Source organism: Pseudomonas sp. 3MA1, assembly GCF_029237275.1.
Classification (GTDB): Bacteria; Pseudomonadota; Gammaproteobacteria; order Pseudomonadales; family Pseudomonadaceae; genus Aquipseudomonas; species Aquipseudomonas fluorescens_AP.
In genome coordinates, this window is record NZ_JAACFX010000008.1 from 315173 (window position 1) to 330748 (window position 15576).

At 55.3% G+C, this 15576-nt stretch carries 11 protein-coding genes and 4 tRNA genes; all 15 read right to left on the reverse strand.

Annotated elements, in window-relative coordinates; genetic code table 11:
- Positions 1-140: 140 nt before the first annotated feature.
- A complete protein-coding gene (rpoC, locus tag GWQ44_RS22195; protein ID WP_016968677.1) occupies positions 141-4340 on the reverse strand; it encodes a DNA-directed RNA polymerase subunit beta' in 4200 nt (1399 codons plus the stop codon).
- Between the two features lie 64 nt (positions 4341-4404).
- Positions 4405-8478 carry a DNA-directed RNA polymerase subunit beta gene (gene rpoB, locus GWQ44_RS22200; protein ID WP_016968678.1) on the reverse strand — a complete coding sequence of 1358 codons (4074 nt, stop codon included), beginning with the start codon at positions 8476-8478 and terminating at the stop codon, positions 4405-4407.
- A 221-nt stretch (positions 8479-8699) separates the two neighbouring features.
- Positions 8700-9065: a 50S ribosomal protein L7/L12 gene (gene rplL, locus GWQ44_RS22205; protein ID WP_011063780.1), complete on the reverse strand. Its 366-nt coding sequence runs from the start codon at positions 9063-9065 to the stop codon at positions 8700-8702.
- Between the two features lie 80 nt (positions 9066-9145).
- Positions 9146-9646 carry a 50S ribosomal protein L10 gene (gene rplJ, locus GWQ44_RS22210; protein WP_016968679.1) on the reverse strand — a complete coding sequence of 167 codons (501 nt, stop codon included), beginning with the start codon at positions 9644-9646 and terminating at the stop codon, positions 9146-9148.
- Positions 9647-9844: 198 nt separating this feature from the next.
- Positions 9845-10540: a 50S ribosomal protein L1 gene (rplA, locus tag GWQ44_RS22215; RefSeq protein WP_011063782.1), complete on the reverse strand. Its 696-nt coding sequence runs from the start codon at positions 10538-10540 to the stop codon at positions 9845-9847.
- Positions 10540-10971, reverse strand: a complete 432-nt coding sequence (rplK, locus tag GWQ44_RS22220) for a 50S ribosomal protein L11 (protein ID WP_003176435.1) — start codon at positions 10969-10971, stop codon at positions 10540-10542. The genes rplA and rplK overlap by 1 nt, the downstream gene beginning before the upstream one ends.
- Before the next feature lie 118 nt (positions 10972-11089).
- The gene (gene nusG / locus GWQ44_RS22225; protein ID WP_002555501.1) at positions 11090-11623 is read right to left on the reverse strand and encodes a transcription termination/antitermination protein NusG; all 534 of its coding nucleotides are present in this window, start codon (positions 11621-11623) and stop codon (positions 11090-11092) included.
- A gap of 9 nt (positions 11624-11632) precedes the next feature.
- Positions 11633-12001 carry a preprotein translocase subunit SecE gene (gene secE, locus GWQ44_RS22230; RefSeq protein ID WP_016968680.1) on the reverse strand — a complete coding sequence of 123 codons (369 nt, stop codon included), beginning with the start codon at positions 11999-12001 and terminating at the stop codon, positions 11633-11635.
- Between the two features lie 45 nt (positions 12002-12046).
- Positions 12047-12122 (reverse strand) — tRNA-Trp (locus GWQ44_RS22235).
- 54 nt (positions 12123-12176) lie between these two features.
- On the reverse strand, positions 12177-13370 hold the full coding sequence (gene tuf / locus GWQ44_RS22240) for an elongation factor Tu (protein WP_060841339.1): 1194 nt from the start codon (positions 13368-13370) through the stop codon (positions 12177-12179).
- A gap of 84 nt (positions 13371-13454) precedes the next feature.
- Positions 13455-13530: transfer RNA gene (locus GWQ44_RS22245), tRNA-Thr, on the reverse strand.
- 26 nt (positions 13531-13556) lie between these two features.
- A tRNA-Gly gene (locus GWQ44_RS22250) sits at positions 13557-13630 on the reverse strand.
- 24 nt (positions 13631-13654) lie between these two features.
- Positions 13655-13739, reverse strand: a tRNA-Tyr gene (locus tag GWQ44_RS22255).
- A 142-nt stretch (positions 13740-13881) separates the two neighbouring features.
- A complete protein-coding gene (locus GWQ44_RS22260) occupies positions 13882-14328 on the reverse strand; it encodes a hypothetical protein (RefSeq protein WP_016967547.1) in 447 nt (148 codons plus the stop codon).
- Between the two features lie 56 nt (positions 14329-14384).
- On the reverse strand, positions 14385-15344 hold the full coding sequence (birA, locus tag GWQ44_RS22265) for a bifunctional biotin--[acetyl-CoA-carboxylase] ligase/biotin operon repressor BirA (RefSeq protein ID WP_275928281.1): 960 nt from the start codon (positions 15342-15344) through the stop codon (positions 14385-14387).
- Positions 15345-15576: the final 232 nt, after the last annotated feature.

Genomic DNA, 15576 nt, shown 5'->3' on the forward strand with positions numbered 1-15576 from the left:
TTTAGGGGTACAAGAGTCTAAAGAGGATCTTGTCCCCAGTCAAGGCAAGGCCCCGGGCTCCCCGATCAGCGAACCTCGACAAAAAGTGTCTCGATTCTCAGTCGGAAAAACCGGGGCCCCATCTCAATCTATTGCAGACCTCAGTTACCGCTGGAGTTCAGCGCTTCAGTCAGTGCTGCTTCGACTTCGCTTGCGCTTACACGCAGTGGCTTGTCTGCATCACGACGGCGCTTACGCTCACTGTGGTAAGCCAGGCCGGTACCGGCCGGGATCAGACGACCCACGACCACGTTTTCCTTCAGGCCGCGCAGGTAGTCGCGCTTGCCAGTCACTGCTGCCTCGGTCAGTACACGAGTGGTCTCTTGGAAAGAGGCCGCCGAGATGAACGACTCAGTGGACAAGGACGCCTTAGTAATACCCAGCAGGACGCGGGTGAACTTGGAGATGAACTTGTCTTCAGCGCTCAGACGCTCGTTTTCTACCAGTACGTGAGTCAGTTCCATCTGGTCGCCCTTGATGAAGCTGGAGTCGCCGGACTCGGCAATCTCAACTTTACGCAGCATCTGACGCAGGATGGTCTCGATGTGCTTGTCGTTGATCTTCACGCCTTGCAGACGGTAAACGTCCTGAATCTCGTTGACGATGTACTTGGCCAGCGCACTCACACCCAGCAGACGCAGGATGTCGTGTGGATCGCTCGGACCGTCGGAGATAACTTCGCCGCGGTTCACTTGCTCGCCTTCGAAGACGTTCAGGTGACGCCACTTCGGAATCAGCTCCTCATACGGATCGCTACCGTCGTTCGGGGTAATGACCAGACGGCGTTTGCCCTTGGTCTCTTTACCGAACGCGATGGTGCCGCTGACTTCAGCCAGAATCGACGCTTCTTTCGGACGACGAGCTTCGAACAGGTCGGCAACACGCGGCAGACCACCGGTGATGTCACGGGTCTTCGAAGTTTCTTGCGGAATACGAGCGATAACATCACCGATCGCAATCTGCGCACCGTCGGCCACACCGACCAGGGCGTTAGCCGGCAGGAAGTACTGGGCCGGTACGTCGGTACCTGGCAGCAGCAGATCCTTGCCATCCATACCCACCATCTTCACCGCAGGACGAATGTCCTTACCGGCAGCAGGACGGTCTTTGACGTCAAGTACTTCAATGTTGGTCATACCGGTCAATTCGTCAGTCTGACGCTTGATCGTGATGCCTTCTTCCATGCCCACGTAGGTCACGGTACCTTTCATTTCGGTAACGATTGGGTGAGTGTGCGGATCCCACTTGGCCACGATGGCACCAGCGTCGACCTTGTCGCCTTCCTTCACCGAAATCACAGCACCGTACGGCAGCTTGTAGCGCTCGCGCTCACGACCAAAGTCGTCAGCGATGGCCAGCTCACCGGAACGGGATACGGCTACCAGGTGACCGTCAACACGTTCAACGTGCTTCAGGTTATGCAGACGGACAGTACCGCCATTCTTCACCTGGACGCTGTCCGCTGCCGAGGTCCGGCTCGCCGCACCACCGATGTGGAACGTACGCATGGTCAGCTGGGTACCCGGCTCACCAATGGACTGTGCAGCAATTACGCCGACCGCTTCACCGATGTTCACCAGGTGACCACGAGCCAGGTCACGGCCATAGCACTTGGCGCAGATGCCATAGCGGGTTTCGCAGCTGATCGGCGAACGCACGATCACTTCGTCGATGCTGTTCAGCTCGATGAACTCGACCCACTTCTCGTCTACCAGAGTGCCGGCAGGAACGATGACGTCCTCGGTACCCGGCTTGAATACGTCACGGGCGATAACACGACCCAGAACGCGCTCACCCAGAGGCTCTACAACGTCACCGCCTTCAATGTGCGGAGTCATCAGCAGGCCATGCTCGGTGCCGCAATCGATCTCGGTCACAACCAGATCCTGCGCCACGTCTACCAGACGACGAGTCAGGTAACCGGAGTTCGCAGTTTTCAACGCGGTATCCGCCAGACCTTTACGAGCACCGTGAGTCGAGATGAAGTACTGGAGTACGCTCAAACCTTCACGGAAGTTCGCAGTAATCGGCGTTTCGATGATGGAGCCGTCTGGCTTGGCCATCAGACCACGCATACCGGCCAGCTGACGGATCTGTGCAGCGGAACCCCGCGCACCCGAGTCAGCCATCATGTACATCGAGTTGAACGATTCTTGCTCGACTTCGTCGCCATTGCGGTCGATGACTTTCTCTTTCGAGAGGTTGGCCATCATCGCCTTGGATACTTCGTCGTTAGCTTTCGACCAAAGGTCGATCACCTTGTTGTACTTCTCGCCCTGGGTTACCAGGCCGGAGGCGTACTGGCTCTCGATTTCCTTCACTTCGTCGGTGGCAGCACCGATGATGCGGGCTTTTTCATCCGGGATAACGAAGTCGTTAACACCGATGGAAACGCCGGAAATGGTCGAGTAAGCGAAACCGGTGTACATCAACTGGTCAGCGAAGATCACGGTCTCTTTCAGACCCACCACGCGGTAGCACTGGTTGATCAGCTTGGAGATCGCCTTCTTCTTCATCGGCAAGTTGACGACGTCGAACGACAGACCTTTCGGCACAACCTGGAACAGCAGCGCACGGCCGACAGTAGTGTCGACGATACGGGTGGTGCTTACACTGCCGCCATCACGATCGTTAACGGTTTCGTTGATACGAACCTTGATCTTGGCGTGCAGAGCGGCTTCGCCGGCGCGGAATACGCGGTCGACTTCCTGCAGGTCGGCAAACACACGACCTTCGCCCTTGGCGTTGATCGCTTCACGGGTCATGTAGTACAGACCCAATACAACGTCCTGCGACGGAACGATGATTGGCTCACCGTTGGCTGGCGACAGAATGTTGTTGGTCGACATCATCAGCGCACGCGCTTCCAGCTGGGCTTCCAGCGTCAGCGGTACGTGCACGGCCATTTGGTCACCGTCGAAGTCGGCGTTGTACGCCGCACAGACCAGAGGGTGCAGCTGAATCGCCTTGCCTTCGATCAGTACCGGTTCAAACGCCTGGATACCCAGACGGTGAAGGGTCGGTGCACGGTTGAGCAGCACTGGGTGTTCGCGAATCACTTCAGCGAGAACGTCCCAGACCTCTGGCAGTTCGCGCTCGACCATCTTCTTGGCGGCTTTGATAGTCGTGGCCAGGCCACGCATTTCCAGCTTGCCGAAAATGAACGGTTTGAACAGCTCCAGAGCCATCTTCTTCGGCAGACCGCACTGGTGCAGACGCAGGGTCGGACCTACGGTAATTACCGAACGACCGGAGTAGTCAACGCGCTTACCGAGCAAGTTCTGACGGAAACGACCTTGTTTACCCTTGATCATGTCAGCCAGGGATTTCAGAGGACGCTTGTTGGAACCGGTAATAGCGCGGCCACGACGACCGTTGTCGAGCAAGGCGTCGACGGCTTCCTGCAACATACGTTTTTCGTTGCGCACGATGATGTCCGGAGCGGACAGATCCAGCAGGCGCTTCAAACGGTTGTTACGGTTGATCACTCGACGATACAGGTCGTTGAGGTCGGAAGTCGCAAAGCGACCGCCATCCAGCGGAACCAGTGGACGCAGATCTGGCGGCAGAACCGGCAGAACGGTCAACACCATCCACTCTGGCAGGTTGCCGGAGCCTTGGAAGGCTTCCATCAACTTCAGACGCTTGGACAGCTTCTTGATCTTGGTTTCCGAGTTGGTTTGCGGAATCTCTTCACGCAGACGGCCAATCTCGTGCTCCAGGTCGATAGCGTGCAGCAGCTCGCGGACAGCCTCGGCACCCATGCGGGCGTCGAAGTCATCACCGAACTCTTCCAGCGCTTCGAAATACTGCTCGTCGTTCAGCAGCTGACCCTTTTCCAGGGTAGTCATGCCTGGATCGATAACAACGTAGCTCTCGAAGTAGAGAACGCGCTCGATATCACGCAGGGTCATGTCCATCAGCAGGCCGATACGGGACGGCAGCGATTTCAGGAACCAGATGTGGGCAACCGGCGAAGCCAGTTCGATGTGTGCCATGCGCTCACGACGAACCTTGGCCAGTGCAACTTCAACGCCGCACTTCTCGCAGATCACGCCGCGATGCTTCAAGCGCTTGTACTTACCGCACAGGCACTCGTAATCCTTTACCGGGCCAAAGATCTTGGCGCAGAACAGGCCGTCACGCTCAGGCTTGAACGTACGGTAGTTGATGGTTTCCGGCTTTTTAACTTCGCCGAACGACCACGAACGGATCATCTCAGGCGAGGCCAATCCGATACGGATGGCGTCGAACTCTTCGACTTGACCCTGGTTTTTCAGCAAATTCAGTAGGTCTTTCAAGGCCTTTCCTCCTGGCGGAGCAGAGAGCGGGCAATCCTGCCCCGCTCTCGATTCGCGTCACGTGTTATTCGGTTTCCAGATCGATATCGATGCCGAGGGAACGAATTTCTTTGATCAACACGTTGAAGGACTCGGGCATGCCCGGCTCCATACGGTGATCGCCGTCCACGATGTTTTTGTACATCTTGGTACGACCGTTCACATCGTCCGACTTCACTGTGAGCATTTCTTGCAGAGTGTATGCAGCACCGTATGCTTCCAGTGCCCAGACCTCCATCTCCCCGAAACGCTGACCACCGAACTGCGCCTTACCACCCAGCGGCTGCTGGGTAACCAGGCTGTACGAACCGGTAGAACGAGCGTGCATCTTGTCGTCTACCAAGTGGTTCAGTTTCAGCATGTACATGTAGCCAACGGTAACTGGACGCTCGAACTTGTTGCCGGTACGGCCGTCGGTTAGCTGCATCTGGCCGCTCTCTGGCAGGTCCGCCAGTTTCAGCATGGCCTTGATTTCGCTTTCCTTGGCGCCGTCGAACACCGGAGTGGCCATTGGCACACCGCCGCGCAGGTTGTTCGCCAGATCCAGGATCTCCTGATCGGAGAAGCTGTCCAGGTCTTCGTTACGACCACCGATCTGGTTGTAGATCTCATCCAGGAAGGTGCGCAGCTCTGCCACCTTACGCTGCTCTTCAACCATGCGGTTGATCTTCTCGCCCAGCCCCTTGGCCGCGAGGCCCAGGTGAGTTTCGAGAATCTGACCAACGTTCATACGCGAAGGTACGCCCAGCGGGTTGAGGACCACGTCGACCGGGGTGCCATTGGCATCGTGCGGCATGTCTTCAACCGGCATGATCACGGAGACCACACCCTTGTTACCGTGACGACCGGCCATCTTGTCGCCCGGCTGGATGCGACGACGGATTGCCAGGTAGACCTTGACGATCTTCAGCACGCCTGGAGCCAGGTCATCGCCCTGCTGCAGTTTGCGCTTCTTGTCTTCGAACTTGTCGTCCAGCAGACGGCGGCGATCAACGATGTAGGCCTGAGCCTTCTCGAGCTGCTCGTTCAGAGCATCTTCAGCCATGCGCAGCTTGAACCACTGGCCATGCTCAAGACCGTCGAGCACTTCGTCGGTGATTTCCTGACCTTTCTTCAGGCCGGCGCCGCCTTCGGCTTTATGGCCGACCAGAGCGGAGCGCAGACGTTCGAAGGTCGCGCCTTCAACGATGCGGAACTCTTCGTTCAGGTCCTTGCGGATCTCGTCGAGCTGGCTCTTCTCGATGGACAGTGCACGAGCATCACGCTCAACGCCGTCACGAGTGAAGACCTGTACGTCAATGACAGTACCCTTGGTACCGGTAGGTACACGCAGGGAGGTGTCTTTAACGTCGCTGGCTTTTTCACCGAAGATCGCGCGCAGCAGTTTCTCTTCCGGAGTCAGCTGAGTCTCGCCTTTCGGAGTGACCTTACCGACCAGGATGTCGCCTGCGCCAACTTCAGCACCTACATAAACGATACCGGCTTCGTCCAGCTTGTTCAGTGCAGCCTCACCCACGTTCGGGATGTCTGCAGTGATTTCCTCTGGGCCAAGCTTGGTGTCACGAGCCACACAGGTCAGTTCCTGGATGTGGATCGTGGTGAAGCGGTCTTCCTGAACCACACGCTCGGACAGGCAGATGGAGTCTTCGAAGTTGAAGCCGTTCCACGCCATGAACGCGATACGCATGTTCTGACCCAGTGCCAGCTCACCCATGTCGGTGGACGGACCATCGGCCATGATGTCGCTGCGCTGAACCCGATCACCCTTTCTCACCAGCGGACGCTGGTTGATGCAGGTGTTCTGGTTGGAGCGGGTGTACTTGGTCAGGTTGTAGATATCAACACCGGCTTCGCCGGTCTCAACTTCGTCATCCGCAACACGAACCACGATACGGCTGGCATCGACCGAGTCGATCACGCCGCCACGACGAGCCACCACGCAAACACCGGAGTCACGAGCAACGTTGCGCTCCATGCCGGTACCTACCAGCGGCTTGTCGGCACGCAGTGTCGGTACAGCCTGGCGCTGCATGTTGGAACCCATCAATGCACGGTTGGCGTCGTCGTGCTCGAGGAACGGAATCAGCGACGCTGCAACCGAAACTACCTGCTTCGGCGAAACGTCCATCAAGGTGACGTCTTCCGGCGCCTTGACGGTGAATTCGTTCAAGTGACGAACAGCTACCAGCTCATCGATCAGCTGACCTTTGTCGTTCATGGTCGCCGAAGCTTGGGCGATCACGTGATCGGCCTCTTCGATGGCGGACAGGAACACGATCTCGTCGGTGACCAGAGCGTCTTTCACCACACGGTACGGGCTCTCAAGGAAGCCGTACTGGTTGGTGCGCGCATAGGCCGCCAGGGAGTTGATCAGACCGATGTTCGGACCTTCCGGCGTTTCGATCGGGCATACACGACCGTAGTGAGTCGGGTGTACGTCACGAACTTCGAAGCCTGCGCGCTCACGAGTCAGACCGCCTGGGCCGAGTGCAGAGACACGACGCTTGTGGGTGATCTCGGAAAGAGGGTTGTTCTGGTCCATGAACTGCGACAGCTGGCTGGAACCGAAGAACTCTTTCACTGCTGCAGCCACTGGCTTGGCATTGATCAGGTCTTGCGGCATCAGGCCTTCGCTTTCGGCCATCGATAGACGCTCTTTGACCGCACGCTCTACACGCACCAGGCCAACGCGGAACTGGTTCTCGGCCATTTCGCCTACGCAGCGAACGCGACGGTTACCCAGGTGGTCGATGTCGTCGACGATGCCTTTACCGTTACGGATGTCGACCAGAGTCTTCAGTACGGCAACGATGTCTTCCTTGCACAGGACGCCCGAACCTTCGATCTCGGTACGACCGATACGACGGTTGAACTTCATCCGGCCAACGGCGGACAAGTCATAGCGTTCAGGGCTGAAGAACAGGTTGTTGAACAGAGTCTCGGCGGCATCTTTGGTTGGTGGCTCGCCAGGACGCATCATGCGATAGATCTCGACCAGCGCTTCCAATTGGTTGCTGGTGGAGTCGATCTTCAGAGTGTCGGAAACGAACGGACCGCAGTCGATGTCGTTGGTGTACAGAGTTTCGATGCGAACAACCTGAGCCTTGGCGATTTTTGCCAGGATCTCGGTGTTCAGCTCGGTGTTGCACTCTGCCAGGATTTCGCCGGTGGCCGGATGCACGATAGCCTTGGCAGTGGTACGACCCAGGACATAGTCCAGAGGCACATCCAGCTCTTTGATACCGGCTTTTTCCAGCTGGTTGATGTGACGAGCGGTGATACGACGACCCTGCTCGACAATAACCTTGCCCTTGTCATCCTGGATGTCCAGAACGGCAATTTCACCACGCAGGCGCTGAGGCACCAGCTCCAGGCTCAGGCTCTCGCCTTTCACATGGAATACGTTGGTGGTGTAGAAAGCGTCCAGCACTTCTTCAGTGGTGTAACCCAGCGCGCGCAGCAGAACCGACGCTGGCAGCTTGCGGCGACGGTCGATACGGACGAACACGCAGTCTTTCGGGTCGAACTCGAAGTCCAGCCACGAACCGCGGTACGGAATGATCCGCGCGGAGTACAGCAGCTTACCGGAGCTATGCGTCTTGCCACGGTCGTGGTCGAAGAATACGCCAGGGGAACGGTGCAGCTGGGAAACGATTACACGCTCGGTACCGTTGATTACGAAGGTACCGTTCTCAGTCATCAGGGGGATTTCACCCATGTAGACTTCTTGCTCTTTGATGTCCTTGATCGCTTTGTTCGACGATTCTTTGTCGAAAATGATCAGACGAACTTTTACCCGCAAAGGTACGGCGTAAGTCACACCACGCAACACGCATTCTTTAACATCAAACGCCGGTTCGCCCAGGCGATAACCGACATACTCCAACGCAGCATTGCCGGAGTAGCTGATGATCGGGAAAACGGATTTGAAGGCCGCATGCAGGCCCACGTCGCGGAACTGATCTTTAGTCGCTCCCGCTTGCAAGAATTCACGATACGAATCCAGCTGGATGGCCAGGAGGTACGGCACATCCATGACGTCCGGCAACTTGCTAAAGTCCTTGCGGATACGTTTTTTCTCAGTATATGAGTAAGCCATCAGCGTTCCCCAGCTTGGTCACCTGCTTATTCGGCTTCTCCCGACGGGAGCAGCCAGAAAATCGTGCAAACCCTTTGGTTTGCGCCACCGCACAGGGTGGGTTACAGCACGTTAAAGGCACCGACCCAGTCGGTCGCCAATAACGGAAAAAGGCCGGTGGCAAAAGCCACCAGCCATCAGCCGTTCGCTTAACGCTTGGGCTGGAGACACAAAGTCGATGCTTACTTGAGCTCGACTTTAGCGCCTGCTTCTTCCAGAGCTGCTTTGGCTTTGTCAGCTGCTTCTTTAGCAACAGCTTCCAGAACCATGGCAGGAGCGCCGTCAACTACAGCCTTGGCTTCTTTCAGGCCCAGACCGGTCAGTTCACGTACAGCCTTGATCACGTTAACTTTCTTCTCGCCAGCTTCGGTCAGCATGACGTTGAATTCAGTTTGTTCTTCAACAACAGCGGCAGCAGCAGCTGGGCCAGCAGCGGCAACAGCAGCGGTAACGCCGAAGGTTTCTTCCATTGCCTTGATCAGCTCAACAACTTCCAGAACGGTTTTCTGGCCGATTGCTTCGATGATTTGCTCGTTAGTCAGAGACATGACTATAAATTCCTGTATTGGGGTGACAGCCTACGCAGCCATCAAATTAAACATATGATTTTGAAAGGGCTTGCGGTGCCTTAGGCAGCAGCAGCTTCTTTCTGGTCGCGAATAGCCGCCAGAGTACGAGCCAGCTTGCTGGTAGCGCCTTGAATCACGCTCATCAGCTTCGCAATAGCTTCGTCGCGAGTTGGCAGCGAAGCCAACACGTCGATCTCGTTTGCTGCGAGGTACTTGCCCTCGAACGCAGCTGCCTTGATCTCGAACTTGTCCTGACCCTTTGCGAACTCTTTGAAAATACGAGCGGCAGCGCCCGGATGTTCCTTAGAGAATGCAATCAGGGTAGGGCCGACGAACGCGTCGTTGAGCACGTCATATTGAGTGCCTTCAACAGCGCGCTTGAGCAGGGTGTTACGTACAACACGTACGTAAACGCCAGCTTCGCGGGCCTCTTTACGGAGTCCGGTCATTGCGCCTACTGTCACACCGCGGGCATCAGCCACAACAGCAGACAGAGCGACTTTGGCAGCCTCGTTGACTTCAGCGACGATGGCCTTCTTGTCTTCGAGTTTAATTGCCACGGGTTTAACTCCTGCTTGTTACCGTTTCATCCAACCTGGGCTGGATGTCGTTTTGGTGTCTGATTCGGTAAGGAACCGGGAGCACCATCTGCGTAGGCTTGAGGTTTAAGACTTGCGTCGCCTACGGTCTTGGATAGCCCCCGCCAGGCAGGGACCCCAATCTTGCAGCTAGCGCAATCGCTTGCGCCAACCTGTGTCTTATACGTCCAGCGAACCTTGGTCGATGACCAGACCTGGGCCCATAGTGGTGCTCAGGGTAACGCGCTTGACGTAGATGCCTTTCGAAGAAGCTGGCTTGATACGCTTCAGGTCAGCGATCAGGGCTTCAACGTTTTCCTTCAGCTTGACGGCGTCGAAGCCGACCTTGCCAACGGAAGTGTGGATGATGCCGTTTTTGTCGGTGCGGTAACGAACCTGACCAGCCTTGGCGTTCTTGACTGCCGAAGCTACGTCTGGAGTAACGGTACCGACCTTCGGGTTAGGCATCAGGCCGCGAGGACCCAGAACCTGGCCCAACTGACCTACAACGCGCATTGCATCCGGAGAAGCAATAACTACGTCATAGTTCAGGTCGCCGCCTTTCATTTCGGCAGCCAGATCGTCCATACCTACGCGATCAGCGCCGGCAGCCAGAGCAGCTTCAGCAGCTGGACCTTGGGTAAACACAGCAACACGTACAGTCTTGCCAGTGCCGTGTGGCAGCACAGTAGCGCTACGAACAACCTGGTCAGATTTACGTGGGTCTACGCCCAGGTTCACAGCAACGTCTACGGACTCGCTGAACTTAACGGTCGACAGCTCGGTCAGGAGAGCAGCGGCTTCTACGAAGTTGTAGGCCTTGCCTGCTTCAATCTTGCCGGCGATAGCCTTTTGGCGCTTGGTCAGCTTAGCCATTACACACCCTCCACGTTAAGGCCCATGCTACGAGCAGAACCGGCGATAGTACGCACGGCTGCATCCATATCAGCTGCAGTCAGATCCGCGTTTTTGGTTTTCGCGATTTCTTCCAGCTGAGCACGGGTAACAGTGCCAACCTTAACGGTGTTCGGACGAGCGGAACCGCTGGTCAGACCAGCAGCTTTCTTCAGCAGAACCGAAGCAGGGGTGCTCTTAGTTTCGAAAGTGAAGCTGCGGTCACTGTAGACAGTGATGATCACAGGAGTCGGCAGACCTGGCTCAAGACCCTGAGTACGGGCGTTGAAAGCCTTGCAGAATTCCATGATGTTCACGCCGTGCTGACCCAGAGCTGGACCAACGGGCGGGCTTGGGTTGGCCTGAGCGGCCTTAACTTGCAGCTTGATGTAAGCAGTAATCTTCTTAGCCATGAGGCACTCCAATTACGGGTTCAGACGCCTAGAAAGGCTCCCCGGTTACTTGCGCGTTTATCCCAGTGACGACAAAACCCCACAGCCTAAGGCTGCGGGGTATGGGATTCTCGTTCAGTTATGCCTTCTCGACCTGACTGAACTCTAGCTCTACCGGAGTAGAGCGACCGAAAATGAGCACTGCCACCTGGATCCGGCTCTTTTCGTAGTTAACCTCTTCAACCGTGCCATTAAAGTCAGCGAATGGACCGTCAGTAACACGAACCACCTCACCCGGCTCAAACAGGGTCTTAGGCTTGGGCTTATCACTACCATCAGCGACGCGACGCAGAATCGCTTCCGCCTCTTTATCAGTAATAGGAGCCGGCTTATCAGCAGTACCACCAATAAAGCCCATGACACGAGGAGTATCCTTGACCAAGTGCCAAGTACCCTCATTCATATCCATCTGAACCAGCACGTAGCCTGGAAAGAATTTACGCTCACTTTTGCGCTTCTGGCCGTTACGCATTTCGACCACTTCTTCAGTGGGAACCAGAATTTCGCCGAAGCCATCTTCCATGCCAGCCAGCTTCACGCGCTCGATCAACGAGCGCATTACATGCTTCTCGTAACCCGAGTAAGCATGCACAACGTACCAACGCTTAGCCACGGGACACCCTTAGCCAACAATCAAGGAAACAAGCCAACCGAGCAGGGAGTCTAAGCCCCACAACAGCAACGCCATGACCAAAACCACAGCCACTACAATCAGAGTGGTCTGCGTGGTCTCTTGACGGGTTGGCCATACGACTTTACGAATCTCAGTGCGCGCCTCCTTAACCAGCACGAAGAACGACTTGCCCTTTGCAGTCTGCAAGCCAACAAAGGCGGCAACAGCAGCAATAGCAAGCAGCGCTAGGACGCGGTACAGGATCGGCGAAGCAGAATAGTACTGATTGCCAACAACACCAACAATCACCAAAGCGACCACAACGAGCCACTTGAGCAGATCGAAGCGAGAGCCTTGAGCTTCAGCTTTAGGAGTCATCTATGAAGATCCTGTGAAAAGAAAGCCAGACACATTGAGTGAATCTGGCAGGTCAGGAGGGAATCGAACCCCCAACCTACGGTTTTGGAGACCGTCGCTCTGCCAATTGAGCTACTGACCTAAAAACAAAATCAGGCCGACCATTATGTCGGCCCGATGTAGATATTTCAAGAATTTATTCGATGACTTTGGCTACGACGCCAGCGCCGACGGTACGACCGCCTTCACGGATAGCGAAACGCAGACCATCTTCCATCGCGATGGTTTTGATCAGAGTGACAGTCATCTGGATGTTGTCACCTGGCATTACCATTTCAACGCCTTCTGGCAGCTCGCAGTTACCAGTCACGTCAGTAGTACGGAAGTAGAACTGTGGACGGTAGCCTTTGAAGAACGGAGTATGACGGCCGCCTTCTTCTTTGCTCAGAACGTAAACTTCAGCGGTGAACTTGGTGTGAGGCTTAACGGTGCCTGGCTTAACCAGAACCTGGCCACGCTCAACGTCGTCACGCTTGGTACCACGCAGCAGAACGCCGCAGTTCTCGCCAGCACGACCTTCGTCGAGCAGCTTGCGGAACATTTCAACGCCAGTGCAGGTAGTTTTCTGAGTGTCGCGCAGACCGACGATCTCAACTTCTTCCTGGATGCGGACGATGCCACGCTCAACACGGCCAGTTACCACAGTGCCACGACCAGAGATCGAGAACACGTCTTCGATTGGCATCAGGAACGGCTTGTCGATTGCACGCTCTGGCTCTGGGATGTAGGTGTCCAGAGTTTCTACCAGACGCTTAACAGCGGTGGTACCCATTTCGTTGTCGTCTTGGCCGTTCAGAGCCATCAGAGCCGAACCGATGATGATCGGAGTGTCGTCACCTGGGAAGTCGTAAGTGCTCAGCAGATCGCGCACTTCCATCTCAACCAGTTCCAGCAGCTCAGCGTCGTCAACCATGTCAGCCTTGTTCAGGAAGACAACGATGTACGGAACGCCTACCTGACGGGACAGCAGGATGTGCTCACGAGTTTGTGGCATCGGACCATCGGCAGCCGAGCAAACCAGGATCGCGCCGTCCATCTGGGCAGCACCAGTGATCATGTTTTTGACGTAGTCGGCGTGACCTGGGCAGTCAACGTGCGCGTAGTGACGAATGTGCGAATCGTACTCTACGTGTGCAGTGTTGATGGTGATACCACGAGCCTTTTCTTCTGGGGCGCTGTCGATCTTGTCGAAGTCAACACGAGCCGAACCGAAAACTTCGGAGCAAACGCGAGTCAGAGCAGCAGTCAGAGTGGTTTTACCGTGGTCAACGTGACCGATAGTACCCACGTTAACGTGCGGCTTATTACGTTCGAACTTTTCCTTAGCCATCGAAATCACCCCTAGGAGAAGAATTAAGCAACTCACACAAGCCATTAAAACAAAGGCAGATATTTTCATATCTGCCTTGTTATATGGAGCTCTTGAGCGGATTTGAACCGCTGACCTCACCCTTACCAAGGGTGTGCTCTACCAACTGAGCTACAAGAGCAAAACACTTTGCAAAATCTGCAAACTTGGAGCGGGTAGCGGGAATCGAACCCGCATCATCAGCTTGGAAGGCTGAGGTTCTACCACTAAACTATACCCGCGGAGCCTGCAGCTCTCGCTAAATCTGGTGGAGGGGGAAGGATTCGAACCTTCGAAGTCGTAGACGTCAGATTTACAGTCTGATCCCTTTGGCCGCTCGGGAACCCCTCCTAAGCGAGGCAGCATTATATACTATGCCACCCTTCTGTCAAGCATTTTCTCAATTAAATCTTGAGGTTAGCTGCATTGACCTCGCTCTTTAGCTTTAACTTCAAGAAGTCTTCACTGCGGAGCGGGCGCCATTCTATGCAACCTATTCGACAGTTGCAACCCCCTCACAAGGCATTATTTTATGTTTTAACTCATTGAATTCCTTAGCAAGGCTCAGCAACTGAGGATCATCCAATAGATGCTTGCTTTCAGGAGATATGCGCAACCAAAAACCTGATGACCCAGGAGCATTCAAAGCCTGCAATTTGACCTCGACACCCAACTCACCGAGACGCCGCTCAAGCACCTGAGCCGGCTCACGACGCGCAAAGCCTCCCAAATATAGACAGCCCGCCTCCGTATCGACCACACGGCCCTTATCGCGTCGCTCGACCGCCTCAGTAGACTCGCTCAACAGCCGAATATCCTGCTGAGAACCCCGATAAAGTGAGAGCGGCATCACCTCTTTAGCCCGAAGCGGGGCCTCCTGTTGATGCCAGACGTAGTAGAAAACATTGAGCACCAATAACAGCAGAAACAACCAACGCATAAACACCTCACGACAGCGGACGTGCCACAGCCAATCCAATTAGCGCTGGCCAGAGCTCAAGAGTCGTCGCGCAACCTCAAACTGAGCTCTCCACCGCTATATACCTTTTCCTCATCCCCTACCTTAAGGAGCAGACCTCCCTGACGATCAATCCCCAGCACAACCCCGTCGACCCTAGTTACACCCGCTATCAGAGATACTGAGCGTCCCTGCCATAGATGGTTTTGCTCCCACTCATGCTGGATAGCTGAAAACCCATGCAAGCGATGACGCTCCAGATAAGTTGCCAGAACCTCACCCAGGCGAGCGGCAAGCTGGTTGCGATCTACGACCTTGCCAGACTCAAGCCTTACTGAAGTCCACTCCTGATCGACCTCTTCAGAACCTTGCATGTTCACATTGATGCCAACACCAATGACCACATGACATACATCTGCAGGATCACCCACCAGCTCAAGAAGTATTCCAGCAATCTTTTTTTGGCCGACCAAAACATCATTCGGCCACTTCAACCCCGCACCTGGAACACCGCAGCCTCGAAGAGTCTGCATCACAGCCAGACCTACAACCAGACTGAGCCCCTCCAACTGCCGCATACCGCCATCAACTCGCAACACAAGGCTGTAGTAAATGTTTTCGGCAAAAGGGCTGACCCATTTACGACCGCGCCGGCCGCGCCCCGCCGTTTGTCGCTCAGCTAGAACCAGGAAGGGAGCAACGCTTCCACGCTCGATGGAGCGCAGCGCCTCAGCGTTTGTCGAGTCTAAAAAGTCAAAAACCTGGACCGTCCAGGGAGCATCTGGAGAAAGACGATTAATTTTCTCTGCACTTAACAAAGTAATTGGGGAGGCCAATCGGTAACCACGACCTCGCACCTTATGAATATCGAGCCCCAACTCTGCCTCAAGAAGCTGCAGTTGCTTCCATATAGCACTACGAGTAACACCTAGCGCGCGCCCAAGGGCTTGCCCTGAGTGAAATTGCCCATCCTTAAGAAGCTCTAACAACATCGACATGCAAGCTCTGCCTTACAATGAGGCTGGCATGATAGCCACGCCCAAAGCCATTGCATAGAAATCACAGCAGACAAAGGACTTCAGAGAGGGATCGAAGCGCTAGCAGCACAGCTTTTCTGCGACGCAAAAACAAAACCCCAACTGCTTTCGCAGTTGGGGTTTCGGAATTTAATCTTGACGATGACCTACTCTCACATGGGGAAACCCCACACTACCATCGGCGATGCATCGT

Coding starts and splice junctions, on each gene's coding strand:
- rpoB (WP_016968678.1), bottom strand. CDS start 8,478: ATGGCTTACTCATATACTGAGAAAAAACGTATCCGCAAGGACTTTAGC.
- rplL (WP_011063780.1), bottom strand. CDS start 9,065: ATGTCTCTGACTAACGAGCAAATCATCGAAGCAATCGGCCAGAAAACC.
- rplA (WP_011063782.1), bottom strand. CDS start 10,540: ATGGCTAAGCTGACCAAGCGCCAAAAGGCTATCGCCGGCAAGATTGAA.
- rplK (WP_003176435.1), bottom strand. CDS start 10,971: ATGGCTAAGAAGATTACTGCTTACATCAAGCTGCAAGTTAAGGCCGCT.
- secE (WP_016968680.1), bottom strand. CDS start 12,001: ATGACTCCTAAAGCTGAAGCTCAAGGCTCTCGCTTCGATCTGCTCAAG.
- tuf (WP_060841339.1), bottom strand. CDS start 13,370: ATGGCTAAGGAAAAGTTCGAACGTAATAAGCCGCACGTTAACGTGGGT.
- GWQ44_RS22260 (WP_016967547.1), bottom strand. CDS start 14,328: ATGCGTTGGTTGTTTCTGCTGTTATTGGTGCTCAATGTTTTCTACTAC.
- birA (WP_275928281.1), bottom strand. CDS start 15,344: ATGTCGATGTTGTTAGAGCTTCTTAAGGATGGGCAATTTCACTCAGGG.